A 20,703-nucleotide genomic window follows, 5' to 3' on the forward strand; every position below is an offset into this window, starting at 1 on the left:
GGCGGGGGTTCACCCCAGAACCTCCCCCTTACGTGCCGGAGGATTTGCCTTTAGTCTCAGCTCTGCTTACGAGTTACCAGCCAGTTAACAAGTCTTTGGATGGGCGCATCCGGGCCCGGAGGTCGATGTGAGTTCCGCGCAGTCCCTTCTTGAAAGCCGCCCCGTTTCCGTGGCGCACCTCTTCCTCTCAAGAGTCCGGGCCACACCTGACCTGGAGGCTTACCGCTACCCCGCACCGTCCGACGACGGCTCTTCCGGCACCGAGCAGTGGCACTCGCTGACCTGGGCGCAGACCGGCGAGCGGGTCAAGGTGATCGCGGCCGGCCTTCTCGCACTCGGGGTGCGGCCCGAAGAGCGTGTGGCGATCTCCTCCTCCACTCGCGTGGAATGGATCCTGGCCGACATGGGCGTCATGTGCGCGGGCGCTGCCGCCACCGCCGTCTACCCCAGCACCAATGCCGACGAGACGGCGTACATCCTCGCCGACTCCGGCAGCCGGGCGATCTTCGTCGAGAACGCCGCCCAGTTGGCCAAGGTGGTCGCCCATGCCGACCGCCTGCCCGGGCTCGACCACGCGATCCTCTTCGACCCCCAGGCGGACGCCATACCCGTGGACGGCCTGGAGGTGCTGTCACTCGCCGAGCTCGAGAAGCTCGGCACCGCGCACCTGGAAGAGCACCCTGCCGCAATCGAGGCAGCCGTCGGCGCCATCGAGAGGGAACAACTCGCGACCCTCATCTACACCTCCGGCACGACCGGCCGCCCCAAGGGCGTTCGCCTCGTCCACGACTGCTGGTCGTACCAGGGCGTAGCACAGGAGGTCAGCGGGCTGCTGCGCCCCGACGACGTGCAGTTCCTCTGGCTGCCGCTGTCCCACGTCTTCGGCAAGGCTCTGATCTCCGGTCAGATCGGGACCGGACATGTGATGGCCGTGGACGGGCGTGTCGACCGCATCATCACCAACCTGCCCGCCGTCCGGCCCACCGTGATGGCATCCGCACCGCGGATCTTCGAAAAGGTCTACAACGGCATCGCGAGCAAGGCGAGGGCCGAGGGCGGCGCCAAGTACAAGATCTTCCTCTGGGCGGCGCAGGTCGCCCGCGACTACGCCAGGGCGCAGCAGAACACCGTGACGGCGAACGCGAGGCGCAGGGCCCCTATGCGGCTCTCCGTGCAGCACGCCCTGGCCGACCGGCTGGTGTACCGCAAGATCCGCGCTGCCTTCGGAGGCAATCTGCGCGGCAGCGTCTCGGGCAGTGCCGCGCTCGCGCCCGACATCGGCTACTTCTTCGCCGGCGCCGGCGTGCCCGTCCTCGAAGGCTACGGCCTGACCGAGACCAGCGCCGCCTGCACCGTCAACCCCGCCGACGACCTTCGCGTCGGCACCGTCGGCAAACCCCTGCCCGGGACCGAGGTCCGCATCGCCGACGATGGCGAGATCCTTCTCCGAGGGCCCGGAATCATGCGTGGCTACCACAACCTCCCGGAGAAGACCGACGAGGTGCTGGAGAGCGACGGCTGGTTCCACACCGGCGACATCGGAGAGGTCGACGGCGACGGCTTCGTCCGGATCACCGACCGCAAGAAGGACCTGTTCAAGACCTCGGGCGGCAAGTACGTGGCTCCTACGGAGATCGAAGGGCGCTTCAAAGCCATCTGCCCGTTCGTCAGCAACGTCCTCGTCATCGGCAACGGCCGCAACTACTGCACCGCTCTGATCGCCCTCGACGAAACCGCCATCATGCCTTGGGCGGCATCCCACGACCTCGGTGGCCGCGGCTACGCGGAGGTCGTCTCGTCACCGCAGGTGCACGAGTTGATCGACGGCTTCGTCCAGCGTGTCAACGGCGAACTGCAGCGGTGGCAGACCATCAAGAAGTTCTCGGTGTTGCCGCGCGACCTCGACGTGGAGCACGGCGAGCTCACCCCGAGCCTCAAGGTCAAGCGGCCTGTCGTGGAGCGCGAGTACGCCGAGGCCATCGAGGCCATGTACGAGGGTTCCCGCGAGGCGTGACCTCCATCGGTCCGGTACGGCACTTCCACGGCCTTACCGGACCGACGCCTGCGTCGTCATCGGGGTCGGCAAGACGGACCCGCCCCTGGCAACCAGACGATCGACCAACTCCTGGGCCTTCGCCGGCCGTGTCCCGCAGCGTGGTGTAGCCATCAGACGGTGCTCCTGTGGCCGGTCGGTGCGACCGAGCCTCCCGGGCCGCTGCACGAGCTGGTCAAGGCGGCGTCCCCCGCCAGGTTCATGGATGCCGGGCCGATCACCGCCGGGACCTGCACCATCACGAAGGCGACCCGGCCACACCATCCGAGGGGACGTCATCCTCACTCTGATGACGCCGAAAGAGTGGCCGTCGACAGTGGGAGTCCTCTGGGACTTTTCTGGGACTTCCGGCTCCATGAACGGGCACGAGCGTGAAACAGCCGAAAGGCCGTATGCGCAGGTCAGCAACGCACAGACGTCGAATGCGGCAGGTCACGGGGCTCCCTGGTCCCTTCCGGGACATCTGACCGGGAGCACGTCCTCGGGTGTGGGTCCGTGGAAACGGGAAAGTCCACTCCTGTGGACGCGCCACTGCTGACCTTCGGCCACAGCACCGCCGGACGGGACCGGATCGCCGAGCTGCTGCGTGACGCCGGTGTGGCGGCCGTCGTGGACGTGCGGACCGCTCCCGGCAGCCGCCGTGACCCCGATCTGCTGCGGGAGCGGCTCGCCGAGTGGCTGCCCGGTGCCGGCATCGCCTACCGGTGGGAACCCGGCCTCGGCGGGTTCCGCCCGCTGCCCGAGGACAGCCCGGACGTCGTCTGGCGCAACGCGTCCTTCCGCGGGTACGCCGCCCACACCCGATCCCCCGAGTTCCTCGCCGCCGTGGAGCGGGTGCTGCGGGAGGCGGGGCACGCGCGTACCGCCGTGATGTGCAGCGAGGCGGTCTGGTGGCGCTGTCACCGTCGTCTGATCGCCGACTTCGCGGTGCTCGCCGGCGGTGTACCCGCCCTGCACCTCATGCACGACGGGCGCCTGAGCGCCCACAGGCCGACGCCGGGAGCCCGTCTGCGTGACGACGGGCTCCTCGTGTACGACGCCCCCGCCGGGCCGACCCGGGGCTGAGCCGTCAGTACAGCTTGTTCACCGCCGTGACGGTCGTGGTCTTGAAGTCGGCCACCTGAGCGTGCTGGAACGTGCCCATCTGGGCCCACCGGACCACCGTGACGGTCGCGCCGTCACGGCCGACCGAGAAGAGGCCGATGTCGGAGGAGCCCCAGGCCGAGGCGGTGTGGATGCCGTAGACGTGGGCGCCCTCCTCGACGTTCAGCCGCCCGTAGTACTTCTGCGTCGCGGTGAGGTCGGGGTTTTGCTGCATCAGCTTCTTCGCGCAGCCGGCGAGGTCCTTGCGCAGCAGCGCCGCGAAGTCCTTCGCCCACTGCTCGCTGCGCCCCTCGACTGTCAGCTGCTGGGCGTTCGTGTCGTACTCCGTCCAGTACTCCCGGTGCGCGGTGATGGACGGCAGGGCGTCGCCCACGCAGATCGGCAGCGGGTCGGGCTGGCCGGCGGTGACCGGCCCGGCGTACCAGGGCGAGGACGGGTGCGGCGGCAGTTCGGCCGGCTCCAGGAACCGGGGTGTGTCGGAGGCCTGCGTGGCGGCGACGGCCGGGACGGCGGCTGCGGCCACTGAGGCGACGGCCGCCAGCGCGGCCACGGTGGTACGGATACCTCGGGCACGAATCTGCATGATCTCCCCCATGGTTGCTTCGGTCGAATGCGCGGGCTTCAGCCCTTGCCCCCCCCGTATGACCCGTCACCGCCCGCAACCGTTGCCCTCCGCCTCCGCTACGGGTCAGTCCCGAATGTCACCGTCGTGCCACCGGGTGCGAGGAGAGGGCGGTTCACCCGTATGCCCGCGTCGGGTGGCGTCGGACGGCGGGCGCTCCGACAATATATGCAGGAATCGCTATATCTTAATGTCGCCATGTCTGCCGAGCCCGGCCCACGGGCGGGCCACCAGCACATACGAGGAGCTCCACCATGACCACCGCCGAGCACATCACCCACGAGGACCACGCACACACCCACGGCGACGACTGCGGCCACCTCTCCTTCCCCCACGGCGACCACACCGACTACGCCCACGACGGCCACATCCACCGGACGCACGAGGGCCACACCGACGAGTGCGTGAACGGCGGCCACGCGGTCCACAAGAACCACGACCATCAGCACGGCGACGACTGCGGCCACCTGGCCGTGCGGCACGACGACCACACGGACTACGTGCACGACGGCCACCGCCACGCCGCCCACGAGGGCCACTGGGACGACCACTGACCCGCAGTCACCTCGGGCGAGACAGGCAACTGGGAATCGTTGTCATATGCTAATGCACGCATGTGATAATGACGCCCTCTCACTCGGCGGACGAGCCGGACCCGACGCTGCGGGCGGCCGGCGAGCTGCTGCGCGCCCTGGCCTCGCCCGTGCGGCTGGGCATCGTGCGGGAACTGTCCGGCGGCGGGAAGTACGTCCATGAACTGGTGACCGCCCTGGGCGTGAGCCAGCCGCTGGTCTCCCAGCACCTGAGGGTGCTGCGCACCTCCCGGATCGTCACCGCCCGGCGTGAGGCCCGCGAGACGCGGTACACCCTCACCGACGACCATGTGGCGCACATCGTGCTCGACGCCATTCGGCACGTTCAGGAGTAGCGCGTCGCAGGTCGGGCCGCGGCGATCGCGATCGAACAGCATCGGCGGGCGTCCCGGGTCCGGTACGCCCGCCGGTCCACCGTGGTGCTCAGGCCTGGGTCAGCGTGATGTCCTGCCCGCGAACCGCGTGGAAGGTGGGCAGGGGCAGGCCGCTGAAGGTGCGCAGTTCCATCACGGTGGCCTCGACGTGGGCCGTCCCGGCCACGAACGCGCCGAGCGCGGCCCGGCCGGTGTTCACCCAGCGGTGCTCGGCGCCGTCGCACACGGCCCGGGTCCCGCCGATGCCGTGGCGGGTCGTGGAGACGCCCTGGCTCAAGGACGAGCTGACGAAGACCGGGCCGCTGGAGCTCGCGCAGCGGTAGGTGCCGGACAGGGTGACGGTGCCGTCGGCGGCGATCCCGCCCCCGGCGTCGACCGTCACGGAGCCGGTCGGGGCGAGGACGGACGCGCCGGCGGGCGCCGCGCCGGCGCCGGTGAGCAGGAGCAGCGCGGCACCGGCCGCCGCGCCGAGAAGGGGACGTACACGCATGGGGAATCCTCCCGGGATGAGGGGGAATGGCGGCTTCCACTCGTACCGGCCCCGCGGGTCGGTGCCCGTGACCCTCACCCCTTCGGTGGCGAGCCCGCGCCGGCCGTCGTGGAACCGTCCTGGGAATGTCCTGGGCGTGTCACGCTTCCCACCGGGCCGTTCCGATGAGTTCGGGACGGGAGCATGGTCTGTCTGTACGCGTCATACGAACCCTTCGGATGGCCCTACCGACGTGGAGGTGCGCCATGTGTGCCCACCAGCCCCAGTGCCCCGCGACCGACTCCCCCGCCGCGCACGTCGTGGCGGCCCGCCCCGAGCAGGGCTGGAGCCTGCTGTGCGACGGGACGGTCGTGTTCGAGGTTATGTCGATCTCCAGCCCCAAGTAGCGATCTGACCTGCTGATTTGCGAGATGGACATGTCGTTTCAGTGTCGCTGGGGCAAGGGTCTGCGCGAGCTTGGTGTCATTAGCGAGAGCGAGCAGCGAGAGAGCGACGAGCCGTCGTCCCTCGCTCGACTCCGGCGGGGGCCGACGTTGGGTTCACTGTCGGTGATCGAAAGGGGACTGGTGCAGCCACCGCAGTGTGCGAGAGGCTGATCCATCCAAGAGGATCTTCAGCACACGGAGGCTACGCGCTCATGGCGATACCCGGCACTTCAGAGCAGTCCTTACCAGCAGCAGGCACCTACGAGATCGACCCAGTGGCATCCACGGTCTGTTTCGACACGCGTGCCATGTTCGGGCTGCTCCCGGTTCGTGGGACGTTCACTATCAGTCATGGCCGGATCATCGCTGCTGAGTCGCCGGAAGAGTCGTCGGTGGAAGTCGCGATGGACGCGGCCAGCTTCGAGTCCGGCAATCAACAGCGCGACGATCACGTCAGGTCCTCCGACTACCTGGACGTGGCACGACATCCCGAGATCGCCTTCCGGAGCCAGCGCCTGGAAAGATCTGCCCAGGATGCGTCACTGCAAGGCGAGTTGACTGCCTGCGGAGTAACGCAGCCGGTCTCCGTCACGATCACTTCCGTTGCCTATGAGGACAGGCGGATCACAGCCAACGGCACCGCCACGTTGGACAGATACGCCTTCGGTGTCACGAAAGCCAAGGGCATGACGGGTCGCCACCTAAAGATCACCCTGGAAGTCGTCGCTGACCGCTGAGGGAAACCTGGAGTTGCTGGCACCGCCGACTGAGCTGCCCGACAGTGCGCGCAGGCGGCGGATTTCGCCGTGGGCGGTCTCCAGCTTCCGGGTGAGATCGGCGACCTGGTCGCGAAGGTGCCGGTTGCGTTCAAGCACGGTCTCCAGCCTGCGTTGCAGGGACGCGTCGCTGGCCACATGCCTGGAGCTGCGGTGTGGGACTGAGGCTCGTTGCTGGAGTTGGCTGATCGCGGTGATGAGGTCGGTCTGCGTGTAGAGCCAGGACCGGGAGACGCCGGCGGCATTCGCGATACCGACGACGGTCGGCCGTTCGCTGCGGCGGGCCGCTGCCGTGACGGCTTCTTCGGCGCGCTCGCGTGCCTGCCTGCTGCGCGTCTTCGACGCTTCGACGAGGAATCGGGCGTTGTCAGCCGGTGGCATCGAGATCGGTCACCTTCCCGCCGGCCACGATCTGCTGCGGGCCGGCCTGGTCTAGGGCGTCGATGATGGTGTCGAGCTTGCCGAGCGTGCGGGTGTTCTTCTCGACGATGCGCGACAGCCCGGCCTTCTCGGCATCGTCGATGAGCTTGCGGGTCTCGTCCCGCTGGCGTCGGTGCTGGTCGAGGAAGTCGCCGGTGGTGATGAAGAAGCGGCAGTCCAGACAGGGGTTGGCGTACTCGCAGTCGGTCTGGATGGGGGCTCCGCAGTAGCCGTTGGGGAGACTGACCTTGGCACGGACCAGGGACAGCCGCATCCAGGTGGCATCCGCCAGCGGGTGGTCGACGGGCAATGCGACGGGTTCGCCTTCGGCGTTGACCTTCAGGGACTTCTCCCAGTGCTCGCGCAGGGTCTTCTGATGCAGTCGGGCGTAGATGGCCGTCATCTGCGGCGACATGTGATCGAGCGATTGCTGGACGATGTGCTGCGGGACGTTGGCGTTGATGAGCCGGGTGCCCAGCGTGTGGCGGAACTGGTGGAAGGTCACCCTGGCGGGGCGGCCGTGCTCGTCGACGAGGCGGATGCGCTCCAGCCAGGTCTCCATCTGTTCCCGGCACCAGGTGTCCGAGACGGGCTTGCTGCCATTTAGGTTGGCCTGCCAGCCGGGGAACAGGAAGCGGCTCCCGGACGGGAAGCGGGCCTGGACGCGCTTTTGCTGTGCGGCGACCTCGTCGGCGAGGGCCTGGCTGATCGGGAAGAACGCGATGCGTCCGTGAATCTTGTGGTTCACCCAGGTCAGGTAGGGGGCGCCGGTGTCGTCGTGGGTGACGCAGTCGAACCGCAGACGTCGGGCATCCTTCATACGCAGGCCGCAGGAGATCAGCAGCGGGACCATGAGGCGGAGATCGTCGGTGGCGATCCGTGCCAGGCTGGCGGGGTTCTCCAACTGCCGCATCAGGTGTTCGGAGATCCAGCGGGGCTTGGCCGGCGGCGTCGGCGGGGCGTCGTTGTAGACGACGGCGTCGCGGGGCAGGTCGGGCTGCCAGTCGTGGGCGCGGGCGTCGGCAAGGAACCGGCTCAGCGAGTTGACCGCTGCCCGGCGGGTGAACACGTCCGGGTAGTCGACGGCGAGGGCGGCGATCCACGTCTCGATCCTGGCGCGGGTCAGGTCGGCCGGCCCGGCGTTCGGCGGCAGGTGCCGGGGAAGATGGGTCAGGGAGCGCAGGTTCTGCGCGACGGTGTTGACGCTGATGTTCGTGCTGATGCGCCAGCGGCACCATCGCTTGGCCAGCTCGCGCAGCCAGGGCTGGGCTATGCCGCCGAAGCGCAGGTAGCGCGTCTCGCCTTCGGCGAGAGCGAAGTGGCGCAGGTCCCAGGTGTCCCGCGGATCCTGGTCGGCCCAGGGGTCATCGGCGATGAGCAGGTGCTCCAGGGCGAAGCGGGTGTCCGCGATGAAGCGGAAGGCGACTACGTTGTAGCCGGGGCGCTGTCCGTCGGGTCCCAGCGGTCCGATGTGGTCGCGCCACCTGGTCTCGTCCCAGTCCAGGAGGCTGGCGACCGGTGCCTGGCAGGCCCAGGTCACCGCGCGGCGGACATCGCGGGCGGGGGTGAAGCGCAGCCCCTCGTCGAGACGGTGTTGCAGCCCGAACTGGAACTCCAGGCGGAGTGCGGGGTCGAGCTGGCTCAGGCGGATCTTGGGATCACCGCGGTGGGCGAGGGCGTCGTACCAGCTCGTGAGTTCAGGGCGGCCGTCTTGCGCCACCGGGTGTGGTGCGTGTGACACAGCGGCGCATCGGTGCTGTCGGTCCAGCGCGGGCAGCCGGGAAACTCGCAGGTCCGCTCGGCGGCCCACGGCCTGCGCGGCGGGTGATAGAGGGTGCGTCCCAGCCAGTCCTCAAGCGGCGGTCGACCGGCGTGGGCCCATCGCGAGGCATGCCGGTGACACAGGCCGTGGGCGGCCCTGGCCCGGTTGCACCCGCAGACCAGGCAGGCCGCCATCTCCTGGCGGCGACGCAGTCGCGCGTCCTCGTCCGCGGCCCAGCTGTCCAGGTCGGCCGGACGTCCTGCGGCCACCCAGCGGTGATGGTGGGTGCGACACAGCTTCAACCGCCCCATGGTCAGCGTCGTCGGGCAGGAAGCGATGCGGCACTCCCCTGGGATGAACACCGGCCTGTCACGCGGCGGACAGAACACTTCGGCGCGGAACTCCGGGCGCACCGTCTCCATCAGCTTCGCAAGCAGCCCCGCCGAGCGTCGGCGCGTCTGGGGCGTGTTCACCGGGCCGATGCCCCGTCCTTGATGATCCCTGCCGAAAGGAGCACCCGGCGATGATCCTCGACCTCGAGGTGACTGTAGATCTCGCCCGTGGTCTGCGGGCTGGCATGACCAAGGAGTTCGGCCACGACCTCGATCGGAACCTCGGCCCGCAACAGCCGCGTGGCGTAGGTGTGCCGGCAGGCGTGCGGCGAGAAGTGCGTGATGCCGGTTCGCCGCTGCAGGCGCTCCACCAGCTCGTTGACGTTCGCCCGGGTCATCGGGGAGCCGATCGGCTCGCGGAAGAGGTTGGCGAACACGAAGTCGCAGTCCAGCGTGCCGTACTCGCTCTCCATGTAGGCGGCGTAGCGGTCGAACAGCTCCGGCCTCACGGGGACGATCCGGCCCTTCATGCCCTTGACGCGAGCCCGGTTGGCGTTGTTCTCGCGCGGAACGACGTGCACCTCGCCCTTGCGGAGGTTCAGGTCGGCATGCCGCAGGCCCAGGGCCTCGCTGATCCGCAGCCCCGAGTCATCCAGCAGAGCGATCAGGAACCGGTCCCGGCGCCGGTTGCAGGCGCTCATCAGCCGCTGGACCTCGTCCTCGGTCAGCGTCCGGGGCGGCTTGCGATGGGCGGAGATGCGGATCGGGCTGTACTCGACTTCACCGCCCCGCTGGGTGTGCGCCAGCATCGGCGTGTAGGAGCCGGTCGGCTGCCTGCCCAGCAAGTTCCCCAGCAGCGCGGGCACACTCTCGTCCCGCCGGGCGTGGAACCGGTAGAACGACGCGAGCGCGGCCCGCTTCCGCTGCAACGTGGTGTCCTCCAGCGCCTGGCCAACACCGGGCAGCACGAACACCCCCGGTGCACGGGCTGGCTTAGGACGACGCAGCCAGTCGAAGAACTGGGCCAGGACCTCCAGGCGCACGCGCCGGAAGTCGAGGCCCGTCTGCTCCAGCCAGACGAAGAAGTCCCGCAGGTCGTACGCGTAGCCCTGCACCGTGTTCGGCGACGCGCCCCTCGCCGCCAGGTACGCGAGGAACTCCTCCACGGCATCGACGGGAAGCCGTCGTCCCCCACGACGGTGTACGAGACCGGACCCTCCTCGGACAGCCGCAGCCTCTGCACAGCGAACGACACACCACACCCCAGGACGACATGGACAGGCGAACAGAACCCGTCCATGTAGCACCGAAAGGTCCCTTCATGACAGCGAGTTGGACATCAAAGACACCCGGAAGACTGATCGGCATAGTCGACGACACCGGCGAACTGCTGCCGGACGGCCGCGTGGTGCAGCCGCGCCGGGTGACGGCGCGGGAACTGGCCGTCGCCGCCTGACCGGAGCCTCACCGCACGCGGCACGCGGGCCGCTCTACGGCAGGACCGCGAAGCCGTCCAGTTCGACCAGCGCCTCCGCGTCCCACAGCCGGACGACCTGGACGACCGCCATGGCGGGGTAGTGTCGTCCGGCCGACTCGCGCCACAGGCGGCCCAGTTCGGGCGCGTGCGTGCGGTACGCCTCGACATCCGTGGCGTAGACGGTGACGCGGGCCAGGTCGGAGGGTGTGCCCCCGGCCGCGGCGAGGGCGGCCAGCAGGTTGGCGAGGGCCTTGCCGAACTGCTCGGGCAGGGTCCGTCCGACCACCTTGCCGTCGGAGTCGAGGGCCGTCTGGCCCGCCAGGAACACCACCCGTGAGCCGCGGGCCACGACGGCGTGGGAGAAGCCGGCCGGCGGGGACAGGTCGGGCGGGTTGACGCGCTCGGTGCTCACCGTGCCTCCTGACGGGCGTACAACTCCTTGGCGATGATGCCGCGTTGCACCTCGCTGGCCCCCTCGTAGATGCGCGGCGCGCGCACCTCGCGGTAGAGGTGTTCGAGCAGGTGGCCGCGTTGCAGGGCGCGGGCGCCGTGCAGTTGGACGGCCGTGTCGACGACGTACTGGGCGGTCTCGGTGGCGAGGAGTTTCGCCATGGCCGAGCGCCGGGGCACGTCGGGGGAGTCCGCGTCGTACGCCGACGCCGCCGCGTGGACCATCAGCCGAGCGGCCTCGGTGCGCAGGGCCATCTCGGCGACCTGGTGCGAGACGGCCTGCAGGTCCCGCAGCTTGCCCCCGAAGGCGTCGCGCCCGGCGGTGTGGGCGAGGGTCGCGTCGAGGGCCGCCTGCGCCATGCCGACCGCGAAGGCGCCGACGCTGGGCCGGAACAGGTTGAGGGTCCGCATGGCGACCCGGAAGCCACGGTCGGCCTCGCCGAGCACGTCGTCGGCCGTGACGGGCACGGCGTCGAAGTCGAGCGCGCCGATCGGGTGCGGCGAGAGCATGTCGAGAGCGCGGCCGGTCAGGCCCGGGCGGTCGGCGGGCACGAGGAACGCCGTGACGCCCCGGGCGCCGGTGTCCGGGGTGGTCCGGGCGAAGACGGTGTAGAAGTCGGCCTCGGGGGCGTTGGAGATCCAGCACTTCTCACCGGTGAGGCGCCAGCGGGCGGAGCCGTCGGGGGTGGCGGTGAGTGCCGTGCCGGCCGACGGTCCGCCGCCCGGCGAGATGTCCGGCTCCGCCCGCAGCCCCAGCCCCGCCGCGTCCGACCCGGCCCCCGGCTCACTCAGCGCGAAGGCCGCGACCGCCGTGCCGTCGGTGATCCGGGGCAGCCAGCGAGCGCGTTGTGCCCGCGTGCCGTACGCGTGCACCGGATGGGCGCCGAGGCCCTGGAGGGCCAGGGCCGTCTCGGCCTCCGTGCAGGCGTAGGCCAGGGATTCGCGCATCAGGCACAGGTCGAGCGCGCCCGAGGTGAACAGGCGCCCGAGCAGGCCGGCGCTGCCGAGTTCGGCGACCAAGGGCCGGTTCACACGCCCCGGTTCGCCCTTGTCGGCCAGGGGGCGGAGCCGTTCCGCGGCCAGGGCGCGCAGTTCGGCACACCAGGCGAGTTGTGCCGGTTCGAGCGAGAATGCGGTCATCGCCGGTCCCTTCTCCGCCACCCTGCGTTCCGGCTGGGCCACTCCGAGGCTATCGCGAATCGTTGACTGTCGTCACCAACACGATACGCTCCAGGGGCGAGCCCACCACGCCAAGGGGGCGAACCGTATGAACCCACGGGGCACAGCCCACGTCGACACCTTCGCCCGGGACCATCTGCCACCCCCGGACCAATGGCCCGAGCTCCGTTTCGACCTGCCGGAGCTGCGCTACCCCGAACGGCTCAACTGCGCCGCCGAGCTGCTGAACGGCCCGCCCGGTGAGCGCCCGGCGTTCCTCACCGCCACCGGCGAGCGGTGGACGTACGGCGATCTGCGCGCCCGGGTGGACCGCGTCGCACACCTGCTCACCGGTGAGCTCGGTGTCGTCCCCGGCAACCGGGTGCTGTTGCGCGGCCCCACCACCCCCTGGCTCGCGGCCTGTTGGCTGGCGGTGCTGAAGGCGGGGGCCGTGGCGGTCACGGTGCTCGCCCAGCAGCGCCCGCACGAACTGAGCACGATGTGCGAGATCGCGCGGGTGCGGCACGCGCTGTGCGACATCCGGGCCGTCGACGACCTCGCCAAGGCCGAGGTCCCCGGCCTGCGGATCACGACCTACGGCGGTGACGGTCCGGACGACCTCCTCAACCGCCCGGCGCCCGCGGGCTCGTACGAGGCCGTCGCGACGGCGGCCGACGACGTGGCGCTGATCGCCTTCACCTCCGGCACCACCGGCCGCCCCAAGGGCTGTATGCACCTCCACCGGGACGTGCTGGCGATCGCCGACACCTTCTCCCGGCACGTGCTGAAGCCCCGCGCCGACGACGTGTTCACCGGCAGCCCCCCGCTGGGCTTCACCTTCGGTCTCGGCGGGCTGGTGGTCTTCCCGCTGCGGGCCGGCGCGAGCGCGCTGCTGCTCGAACAGGCGGGGCCCCGGCAACTGCTGCCCGCCATCGCCCGGCACCGGGTCTCCGTGCTGTTCACGGCGCCGACGGCGTACCGCGCGATGCTCGACGCGCTCGACGGCCACGACGTCTCCTCGCTGCGCCGCTGCGTTTCGGCCGGTGAGAACCTGCCGGCGGCCACCTGGCGGGCCTGGCACGAGCGCACCGGTCTGCGCGTCATCAACGGCATCGGCGCCACCGAGCTGCTGCACATCTTCATCTCCGCGGCCGACGACCGGATCCGGCCCGGGACCACGGGCGTTCCCGTGCCAGGCTGGCACGCGCGCGTGCAGGACGCGGACGGCGAGCCCGTCCCCGACGGGCAGCCGGGGCTGCTCGCCGTGCGCGGACCGGTCGGCTGCCGGTACCTCGCCGACCCGCGGCAGCGGGACTACGTGCGCGACGGCTGGAACATCACCGGCGACACCTACGTCCGCGACCCCGACGGCTACTTCCGTTACGTCGCCCGCGCCGACGACATGATCATCTCGGCCGGGTACAACATCGCCGGCCCCGAGGTGGAGGAGGCACTGCTGCGGCATCCGGACGTGCGGGAGGCGGCGGTCGTGGGCCGGCCCGACGAGGTCCGCGGACAGGTCGTGCAGGCCTTCACCGTCCTCAGGGAGGGCGCGCGGCGGGACGCCGAGGCACTGCGCGCGTTCGTCCAGGGCGAGCTGGCACCGTACAAGTGCCCGCGCGAGATCGTCTTCCTGGACGCGCTGCCGCGCACGGCCACCGGCAAGCTCCAGCGGTTCAGACTGCGGGCCGCGGGGGTACCGGAAGGCGACCGGGACTGATCCGTACGACCTAAGATGATCAACGTGTCCGACCAGCATGCACCACGGTCTCTCATCGTCACGCTCTACGGCGCGTACGGCCGCTTCGTGCCGGGCCCCGTGCCGGTAGCCGAACTCATCCGGCTGCTGGCCGCGGCCGGCGTGGACGCTCCGTCCGTACGCTCCTCGGTGTCGCGGCTCAAGAGACGGGGACTGCTCGTGCCCGCCCGCACCGCACAGGGCGCGGCCGGGTACGAACTGTCCCCGGACGCACGCCAGTTGCTCGACGACGGCGACCGGCGCATCTACGCCTCGGCGCCGCCCGAGGACGAGGGCTGGGTACTCGCGGTGTTCTCCGTGCCGGAGTCGGAACGGCAGAAGCGGCACGTACTGCGCTCCCGGCTGGCCGGGCTCGGTTTCGGCACGGCCGCTCCGGGCGTGTGGATCGCGCCCGCGCGGCTGTACGAGGAGACCCGGCACACGCTCCAGCGGCTGCGGCTCGACGCGTACGTCGACTTCTTCCGCGGCGACCACCTCGGCTTCGCCCCGACCGCGGAGGCCGTCGCCCGCTGGTGGGACCTGGCGGCCATCGCCAAGGAGCACGAGGCGTTCCTCGACCGCCACGCGCCCGTGCTGCACGACTGGGAGAAGCGCGAGGACACCCCGCCCGAGGAGGCCTACCGGGACTACCTCCTCGCCCTGGACTCCTGGCGCCACCTCCCCTACACCGACCCGGGCCTGCCGTCCGAGTTGCTTCCCGCGGACTGGCCGGGGGTCCGCTCGTCGGCGGTGTTCCGGGGACTGCACGAGCGTCTGCGGGACGCGGGGGCGGATTTCGTGGGGCTCTGACCCACCCGGACGCCGCCCGGTTTGCCGCGTTTGCTCCGCCGTGGAACGGTCAATCAGTGTCCGCGACTGGACGGAGCGCGCACCGGGAGGCGGGCCAGGGATGACCGTCACCACACCACCGAGGACGACAGGCGTCCGCGCGGACCGGTTCTCATGAGGCGGTGGGGGCGCTCGGTGCACGGCAGGTGGAGGCGGGCCGGTGCGCACACCCTCATCCGGCAGGGCCGCGACGTGGAGTTGCTGCACCGGGCCATGGGCTTCGCCACGCTCGCGCTGGTCACCCTGGCGCCGCTGCTGATCGTGGTCGCCGCCGCCGACCCCCTGGGCCGGGGCGGATTCGCCTCGTGGCTGGCCGACGGCATGGGGCTGTCCGGGCGGTCCGAGCGGGTGCTCACGGAGATCATCAGTCCGCCGCGCCAGGTCATCGGCACCACGAGCGTGCTCGGCGGGGTCGCGCTCGCCGTCTTCGGTATCGCGTTCAGCGGGAGTGTGCAGAACGGCTACGAGCGGATCTGGGGACTGCCCTCGGGCCCGTGGCATCGCGTCTGGCGCCAGGCGGTGTGGCTGATCGCGATGACCGCGTACCTGTACCAGGAGGTGCAGACGCGCAGCCTCACCTCGGGGCCGGAGCGGATCGCGCTGAGCTCCGCGTCCGGCGTGCTGTTCTTCTGGTGGGGGCAGCGCTTCCTGCTGGGCGGGCAGATCCGCTGGAGCGATCTGCTGCCCGGAGCGGTGGCCACCATGGCGGGGCTGATCGGCCTGCGCATGTTCTCCTACTTCGTCTTCACCCCCCTCATCGTCACCAACGCCATCAACTACGGAGCGGTCGGCGTCGTCCTCGTCGTGGAGTCCTGGCTCATCGGCGTGGGTTACGTCTTCTACGGCGGGGCGCTCCTCGGCCGCTGGGTGCTGAATCGCCACGGGTACGGGCGACGCGACGGCTAGTGCCCCTTCCGTGCGAACGCACATGCCACCCTCAATAATTCTCTTCCCGGCTCATGCGAATCCACAGAGGGGTTTCCCCTGGCATCTGCGGCATTATCATCGACGCAGGCCCAGCAGAGGAGCAGACCCGTGAGGACCCGTACCGCGCACCGGACCCGCCGCCCGCTCCAGGTGGCCGCGGGGGGAGCCGCCGCACTGCTGGCGCTGAGCGCCTGTTCCTCCGGCTCTGATCCCTCGGCCGGGCCGTCCGGGTCGGGCGGGGTCTCGGGTGGGGTCTCAGGTGAGGTGACCGTCTTCGCCGCGGCCTCGCTGAAGGAGAGCTTCACGACGCTGGGCGAGCGGTTCGAGAAGGAGCACCCCGGCACGAAGGTCACCTTCAGCTTCGGCGGCAGCGACTCCCTCGCCGCGAGCATCACCGGCGGCGCCCCGGCGGACGTCTTCGCCTCGGCCAGCCCCAGGACGATGAAGATCGTCACGGATGCCGAAGACGCCTCGGCCCCGCCCGTGACCTTCGTCCGCAACCAGTTGGAGATCGCCACCCTGCCCGGCAACCCGCACAGGATCGCCTCCCTCGAAGACCTCACCCGGGGCGGCCTGAAGGTCGTTCTGTGCGACAAGGCGGTGCCGTGCGGCGCCGCCGCGCAGCAGGCCCTCGACGCCCGCGGGCTCACGCTCACGCCCGTGTCGTACGAGCAGGACGTCAAGGCCGCGCTGACCAAGGTCGAGCTGAAGGAGGCCGACGCGGCCGTCGTCTACCAGACGGATGTGCGCGCGGCGGGTGACAAGGTGGAGGGCGTGCAGTTCCCCGAGTCCGCCGACGCCGTCAACGACTACCCGATCGCCCTGCTCAAGGACGCCCGGAACGCCGGGGCCGCCAAGGCGTTCATCGCGCTGGTGCGCTCCGCCGAGGGCCAGGAGGTCCTGGGCGCGGCCGGGTTCCTCAAGCCGTGACATCCCCGGCCGGCAAGCCTCATGTCGCGACTGACGGTCCGCGGGGCGGTCCGCGGCGCCGTCGGGTCCGGACGGGCGTCCCGCTGCCCCTGCTGCTCCCCGCGCTGGCCGGCCTGGCGTTCCTGATCGTGCCGCTGATCGCCCTGCTCGTGCGGACCCCGTGGCACAGCCTGCCCGGGCAGCTGACCAGCCCGGAGGTGTGGCAGGCCCTCAGGCTGTCCCTGCTGTGCGCCTCGGCGGCCACCGCGGTGAGCCTGGTCGTCGGCGTGCCGCTGGCCTGGCTGCTGGCCCGCGTCGACTTCCCCGGTCGCGGCCTCGTACGCGCTCTCGTCACCCTGCCCCTGGTCCTGCCTCCGGTCGTCGGCGGTGTGGCGCTGCTGACGGCGCTCGGCCGCAACGGCATCGTCGGGCGGTGGCTCGACTCGTGGTTCGGGATCACGCTGCCCTTCACCACCGCCGGGGTCGTGCTCGCGGAGGCGTTCGTGGCCATGCCGTTCCTCGTCATCAGCGTCGAGGGCACCCTGCGGGCCGCCGACCCCCGCTACGAGGAGGCGGCCGCCACCCTGGGCGCGTCCCGCTTCACCGCGTTCCGCCGGGTCACGCTGCCGCTCATCGCGCCGGGCATCGCGGCGGGCGCGGTCCTGGCCTGGGCACGGGCGCTCGGCGAGTTCGGCGCGACGATCACCTTCGCCGGCAACTTCCCCGGCCGCACCCAGACCATGCCGCTGGCCGTGTACCTGGCGCTGCAGAGCGACCCCGAGGCCGCCATCGCCCTCAGCCTGGTGCTGCTGGCGGTGTCGATCGCGGTCCTCGCGGGGTTGCGCGACCGCTGGATGCGTGCGGGATGACGCGGCCCCCCGCGCAGGACGCGCACACCGGCGCCCCGACCGAAGGGCTGGACGCCCGCCTCGTCGTGGACCGCGGCGGCTTCCGTCTCGACGTGCCGCTGACCGTCGCGCCGGGTGAGGTCGTCGCCCTGCTCGGCCCGAACGGCGCCGGCAAGACCACCGCGCTGCGCGCCCTGGCCGGTCTGACTCCGCTGACCGGCGGGCATCTGCGGCTGGAGGGCACCGAGCTGGACCGCACCCCGCCGGAGGCCCGCCCCGTCGGCGTCGTCTTCCAGGACTACCTGCTCTTCCCCCACCTCACGGCCCTCGACAACGTGGCCTTCGGTCCCCGCTGCCAGGGCGCCACCAAGGCCGAGGCCCGTGCGCGGGCCGCCGAGTGGCTGGACCGCATGGGCCTCGCGGCGCACACCGGCGCCAAGCCGCGCAGGCTCTCGGGCGGCCAGGCACAGCGCGTCGCCCTCGCCCGCGCCCTGGCGACCCGGCCCCGGCTGCTGCTCCTCGACGAGCCCCTGGCGGCCCTGGACGCCCGCACCCGCCTGGAGGTCCGCGCCCGGCTCCGGCGCCACCTGGCCGACTTCGAGGCGGTGGCCGTGCTGGTCACCCACGATCCGCTCGACGCCATGGTGCTGGCCGATCGTCTGGTGGTCGTGGAGCACGGCCGGGTCGTCCAGGAGGGCACCCCGGCCGACATCGCCCGCCATCCCCGTACGGACTACATCGCGCGGCTGGTCGGCCTGAACCTCTACCGGGGCGAGGCGGACGGCCACACCGTCCGTCTCGCCGGCGGCCCGCCCGTCACCACCTCGGAGGTCCTGTCGGGCCCGGTCTTCGTGGCGTTCCCGCCCGGCGCGGTGACCCTCCACCGCGACCGGCCGACCGGCTCCAGCGCCCGCAACCTGTGGCGCTGCGAGGTGGCCGGTCTGGAGACCCACGGCGACCAGATCCGTGCCGACCTCACCGGTGAACTCCCCCTCGCCGCCGACCTCACCACGGTCGCCGCCGCCGAGCTCGGCCTGCACCCGGGCGCGCGGGTCTGGGCCACGGTGAAGGCAACGCAGACCCACGCCTACCCGGTCTGAGGCGTCCGGCGTCCGCACGGCTCAGGCCGCCGTCCCGACCGGCGCGCCCTCCGGGGCGACGGCCTCCCGCACGACGCGCCGGCGCCGCACCGGAAGGAGCGTCGGGTGGGCGACGCCCCAGGCCGCGCCCTTGCAGATGATCTCCTTGTAGAGCGCGGCGAGCCGGCCGGTCAGGGCCGCCGGCACGGCACGGTCGTCGGCGGTGACGTACTGGATCAGGCCGTCCCCGCGGCCCAGCGAGATGCACTGGTTGAAGTAGCGCACGGGCACGGTCGGGACCTTCCCGCCGGTCAGCCGGGCCGCGATGGCGTCGGCGGCCTGCCAGGCGGTGGGGACGCCCGAGGCGCACGACATCCGCAGCGGCTTGTCCGCGGGGCCCCTCGCCGAAGCCGCGTCGCCGATGGCGTACACGTCCGGGTGGGACACCGAGCGCATGGTCCGGTCGACGACGATCCGGCCGGTGCCGGTGACCTCCAGGGTGGTGGCCCGGGCGATGGGGTGGACGGCGAAGCCGGTGGTCCACACGGTGACCACGGCCGGGATGTCCGCCCCGTCGCCGATGGCGATGTGATCGGCTTCGACGGCGGTGACGGCCGTGTGCTCGTGGACGGTGATGCCGAGCCGGCCGAAGACCTCGCGCAGGTGCCGGGCGCCCTTGGCCGAGAGCCAGTCGCCGAGGCCGCCTCGGGCGACCAGGGCGACGTCGAGGTCCGGGCGGGACTCGGCGATCTCGGTCACCGCCTCCAGCCCGGTGAGACCGCCGCCGACCACGACCACGGGTTCCCCGGCGGCCAGGCCGGCCAGCCGCTCGCGCAGCCGGAGCGCTCCGGGACGGCCGGCGATCTCGTGGGCGTGCTCGGCGGCGCCGGGCACGCCCTGGGCGTTCCAGCCACTGCCGAGGGCGTAGACGAGGGTGTCGTACCGCAGCTCCTCGTCCCGCGCGCCCTGGTCGGCGTGGACGGTGACGGTCCTGCGGTCGACGTCGACGGCGGTGACCTTCCCCTGCTTCAGGGTGACGCCGGTGCCGTGGAACATCTCGCTGAACGGCCGGGGCGTGAGGTCCTGGCCGAGCGCGAGCTGGTGCATCCGGACCCGCTCGACGAAGTCGGGCTCGGCGTTGACGACGGTGATGGCGACGTCTTCACGGTGCAGCCGCTTGGCGAGGCGCCCGGCGGCGGTGGCTCCGGTGTAGCCGGCTCCGAGGACGACGATGCGGTGCTGCATGGCGTGGCTCCTGTCATGACGGCTGTCTGGCGCGGATTCACCTCTTGAACCGGATGGCCCGCCATTCCCTGACAGGAAGACGATGTGAAGCACGTCACATCATGGTCGGTCGGGTCAGAAGACCGTGAGCAGGGGATCGCCGTGGTCGTCGGCGGCCCATCGCCGGGTCGCGCGTTCGAGCTTGTCGGGGTTGACCTGGTTGCGGAACGCGGCGATGCCGTCGTCGGCGATCTCCAGGCACATGACGCCGATGACCCGTCCGTCGAGGACCACCACCAGGGCCGGGTCGCCGTTGGCGGTCGACGGGTAGACCGAGGGAGAGCCGCCGACCAGGTCGCGCTTGGCCTTGCCCGGCTTGAACAGGCCGCGCATGAACGTCGCGACCGCGAGCGCGCCCTCGAACGCCCTGGCGCGGGCCGGGACCTTCCCGCCGCCGTCGCCGATCGCGACGGCGTCCTGGGTGAGCAGCCGCACCAGCGGTTCGGTCCGCCCGCTCTTGGCGGCCGCGAGGAACTCGTCGATGATCCGGCGCGCGGCGGCGGCGTCGATCTCGGTGCGGGTGCGGGCCCTCCCCTGCGCGAGGTGCTTCTTCGCGCGGTGGAGGATCTGCTGGCTGGCGGCCTCGGTGAGGTCGAGGATGTCGGCGATCTCCCGGTGCGGATAGTCGAAGGCCTCTCGCAACACGTACACCGCGCGCTCGTTCGGGGAGAGCCGTTCCAGCAGGACGAGCATCGCGTACGAGACCGATTCACGCTGCTCGGCGGTGTCCGCGGGCCCGAGCATGGGGTCCCCGGCGAGCAGCGGCTCGGGCAGCCACTCGCCCACATAGGTCTCGCGCCGCGCCCGGGCCGAGGCGAGCTGGTTGAGGCACAGGTTGGTGAGGACCTTCGTCAGCCACGCCTCGGGGACGTCGATGCGGTCGGTGTCGGCGCCCTGCCAGCGCAGGAAGGTCTCCTGCACGGCGTCCTCGGCCTCGCTCGCCGAGCCGAGCAGCCGGTAGGCCACCGCCTCCAGGCGCGGCCTGAAGGCCTCGAACCGGTCCACGTCGTCCATGGTCAGGGCCATGCCCCGG

Annotated in this window: 23 protein-coding genes; 13 read left to right on the plus strand and 10 right to left on the minus strand. The window is 71.2% G+C overall.

Going from position 1 to position 20,703, the window contains the following annotated elements:
- Nucleotides 1–127: 127 nt before the first annotated feature.
- Both QNO09_RS13990 and QNO09_RS13995 read left to right on the plus strand, forming a co-directional pair.
- Nucleotides 128–2,014 (plus strand): AMP-dependent synthetase/ligase, encoded by a 1,887-nt coding sequence (locus QNO09_RS13990; RefSeq protein ID WP_283970477.1) that lies wholly within the window; start codon nt 128–130, stop codon nt 2,012–2,014.
- 558 nt (nt 2,015–2,572) lie between these two features.
- Nucleotides 2,573–3,118 carry a DUF488 domain-containing protein gene (locus QNO09_RS13995; protein WP_283970478.1) on the plus strand — a complete coding sequence of 182 codons (546 nt, stop codon included), beginning with the start codon at nt 2,573–2,575 and terminating at the stop codon, nt 3,116–3,118.
- A gap of 4 nt (nt 3,119–3,122) precedes the next feature.
- Here QNO09_RS13995 and QNO09_RS14000 read toward each other — a convergent pair whose 3' ends face one another.
- On the minus strand, nt 3,123–3,752 hold the full coding sequence (locus QNO09_RS14000; protein ID WP_283970479.1) for a hypothetical protein: 630 nt from the start codon (nt 3,750–3,752) through the stop codon (nt 3,123–3,125).
- A gap of 281 nt (nt 3,753–4,033) precedes the next feature.
- Here QNO09_RS14000 and QNO09_RS14005 point away from each other — a divergent pair, with 281 nt between their 5' ends.
- Both QNO09_RS14005 and QNO09_RS14010 read left to right on the plus strand, forming a co-directional pair.
- Nucleotides 4,034–4,333 (plus strand): hypothetical protein, encoded by a 300-nt coding sequence (locus tag QNO09_RS14005; RefSeq protein ID WP_283970480.1) that lies wholly within the window; start codon nt 4,034–4,036, stop codon nt 4,331–4,333.
- Nucleotides 4,334–4,401: 68 nt separating this feature from the next.
- Nucleotides 4,402–4,707: an ArsR/SmtB family transcription factor gene (locus tag QNO09_RS14010; protein WP_283970481.1), complete on the plus strand. Its 306-nt coding sequence runs from the start codon at nt 4,402–4,404 to the stop codon at nt 4,705–4,707.
- An 88-nt stretch (nt 4,708–4,795) separates the two neighbouring features.
- Here the strand turns inward: QNO09_RS14010 and QNO09_RS14015 are convergent, their stop codons facing one another.
- Nucleotides 4,796–5,236, minus strand: coding sequence for a DUF6299 family protein (locus tag QNO09_RS14015; protein WP_283970482.1), 441 nt, complete (start codon nt 5,234–5,236; stop codon nt 4,796–4,798).
- A 245-nt stretch (nt 5,237–5,481) separates the two neighbouring features.
- Here QNO09_RS14015 and QNO09_RS14020 point away from each other — a divergent pair, with 245 nt between their 5' ends.
- Together QNO09_RS14020 and QNO09_RS14025 are read left to right on the plus strand one after the other, a co-directional pair.
- Nucleotides 5,482–5,622 (plus strand): DUF5999 family protein, encoded by a 141-nt coding sequence (locus QNO09_RS14020; RefSeq protein WP_283970483.1) that lies wholly within the window; start codon nt 5,482–5,484, stop codon nt 5,620–5,622.
- A 251-nt stretch (nt 5,623–5,873) separates the two neighbouring features.
- The gene (locus QNO09_RS14025; RefSeq protein WP_283970484.1) at nt 5,874–6,398 is read left to right on the plus strand and encodes a YceI family protein; all 525 of its coding nucleotides are present in this window, start codon (nt 5,874–5,876) and stop codon (nt 6,396–6,398) included.
- Here the strand turns inward: QNO09_RS14025 and QNO09_RS14030 are convergent.
- From QNO09_RS14030 to QNO09_RS14045, 4 genes are read right to left on the minus strand one after another with little or no spacing between them, the layout of a single operon-like run.
- Nucleotides 6,363–6,818 (minus strand): DUF6262 family protein, encoded by a 456-nt coding sequence (locus QNO09_RS14030; protein WP_283970485.1) that lies wholly within the window; start codon nt 6,816–6,818, stop codon nt 6,363–6,365. The genes QNO09_RS14025 and QNO09_RS14030 overlap by 36 nt on opposite strands.
- Nucleotides 6,805–8,577, minus strand: a complete 1,773-nt coding sequence (locus QNO09_RS14035) for a tyrosine-type recombinase/integrase (RefSeq protein WP_283970486.1) — start codon at nt 8,575–8,577, stop codon at nt 6,805–6,807. The genes QNO09_RS14030 and QNO09_RS14035 overlap by 14 nt, the downstream gene beginning before the upstream one ends.
- The gene (locus QNO09_RS14040; protein WP_283970487.1) at nt 8,499–9,092 is read right to left on the minus strand and encodes a hypothetical protein; all 594 of its coding nucleotides are present in this window, start codon (nt 9,090–9,092) and stop codon (nt 8,499–8,501) included. Before QNO09_RS14040 ends, QNO09_RS14035 begins: the two co-directional genes overlap by 79 nt.
- Nucleotides 9,089–10,117, minus strand: a complete 1,029-nt coding sequence (locus QNO09_RS14045; RefSeq protein WP_283970488.1) for a tyrosine-type recombinase/integrase — start codon at nt 10,115–10,117, stop codon at nt 9,089–9,091. Before QNO09_RS14045 ends, QNO09_RS14040 begins: the two co-directional genes overlap by 4 nt.
- 107 nt (nt 10,118–10,224) lie before the next feature.
- On the opposite strand from QNO09_RS14045, the gene QNO09_RS14050 reads away from it, so the two are divergent.
- Nucleotides 10,225–10,407: a DUF5999 family protein gene (locus QNO09_RS14050; protein WP_502962292.1), complete on the plus strand. Its 183-nt coding sequence runs from the start codon at nt 10,225–10,227 to the stop codon at nt 10,405–10,407.
- A gap of 34 nt (nt 10,408–10,441) precedes the next feature.
- On the opposite strand, the gene QNO09_RS14055 is transcribed toward QNO09_RS14050, so the two are convergent.
- Nucleotides 10,442–10,840: a RidA family protein gene (locus tag QNO09_RS14055; protein ID WP_283970490.1), complete on the minus strand. Its 399-nt coding sequence runs from the start codon at nt 10,838–10,840 to the stop codon at nt 10,442–10,444.
- Nucleotides 10,837–12,018 (minus strand): acyl-CoA dehydrogenase family protein, encoded by a 1,182-nt coding sequence (locus QNO09_RS14060; RefSeq protein WP_283970491.1) that lies wholly within the window; start codon nt 12,016–12,018, stop codon nt 10,837–10,839. Before QNO09_RS14060 ends, QNO09_RS14055 begins: the two co-directional genes overlap by 4 nt.
- Nucleotides 12,019–12,145: 127 nt before the next feature.
- Between QNO09_RS14060 and QNO09_RS14065 the strand changes: the two genes are divergently transcribed.
- From QNO09_RS14065 to QNO09_RS14090, 6 genes are all read left to right on the plus strand, one after another.
- Nucleotides 12,146–13,756 (plus strand): AMP-binding protein, encoded by a 1,611-nt coding sequence (locus tag QNO09_RS14065; protein WP_283970492.1) that lies wholly within the window; start codon nt 12,146–12,148, stop codon nt 13,754–13,756.
- A gap of 15 nt (nt 13,757–13,771) precedes the next feature.
- Nucleotides 13,772–14,584 carry a PaaX family transcriptional regulator gene (locus tag QNO09_RS14070; protein WP_283970493.1) on the plus strand — a complete coding sequence of 271 codons (813 nt, stop codon included), beginning with the start codon at nt 13,772–13,774 and terminating at the stop codon, nt 14,582–14,584.
- Between the two features lie 153 nt (nt 14,585–14,737).
- On the plus strand, nt 14,738–15,529 hold the full coding sequence (locus QNO09_RS14075) for a YhjD/YihY/BrkB family envelope integrity protein (protein WP_283970494.1): 792 nt from the start codon (nt 14,738–14,740) through the stop codon (nt 15,527–15,529).
- 129 nt (nt 15,530–15,658) lie between these two features.
- Nucleotides 15,659–16,480, plus strand: coding sequence for a molybdate ABC transporter substrate-binding protein (gene modA / locus QNO09_RS14080; protein WP_283970495.1), 822 nt, complete (start codon nt 15,659–15,661; stop codon nt 16,478–16,480).
- Complete coding sequence (gene modB, locus QNO09_RS14085; protein WP_283970496.1) at nt 16,477–17,328, plus strand: molybdate ABC transporter permease subunit; 852 nt, start codon at nt 16,477–16,479, stop codon at nt 17,326–17,328. Before modA ends, modB begins: the two co-directional genes overlap by 4 nt.
- The gene (locus QNO09_RS14090; RefSeq protein WP_283970497.1) at nt 17,325–18,407 is read left to right on the plus strand and encodes an ABC transporter ATP-binding protein; all 1,083 of its coding nucleotides are present in this window, start codon (nt 17,325–17,327) and stop codon (nt 18,405–18,407) included. Before modB ends, QNO09_RS14090 begins: the two co-directional genes overlap by 4 nt.
- Before the next feature lie 21 nt (nt 18,408–18,428).
- Here QNO09_RS14090 and QNO09_RS14095 read toward each other — a convergent pair whose 3' ends face one another.
- Nucleotides 18,429–19,631, minus strand: coding sequence for an NAD(P)/FAD-dependent oxidoreductase (locus tag QNO09_RS14095; protein ID WP_283970498.1), 1,203 nt, complete (start codon nt 19,629–19,631; stop codon nt 18,429–18,431).
- A gap of 114 nt (nt 19,632–19,745) precedes the next feature.
- Nucleotides 19,746–20,696 carry an RNA polymerase sigma-70 factor gene (locus QNO09_RS14100; protein ID WP_283970499.1) on the minus strand — a complete coding sequence of 317 codons (951 nt, stop codon included), beginning with the start codon at nt 20,694–20,696 and terminating at the stop codon, nt 19,746–19,748.
- Between the last annotated feature and the right edge of the window lie 7 nt (nt 20,697–20,703).

The organism is Streptomyces sp. 378 (assembly GCF_030124145.1).
GTDB lineage: Bacteria > Actinomycetota > Actinomycetes > Streptomycetales > Streptomycetaceae > Streptomyces.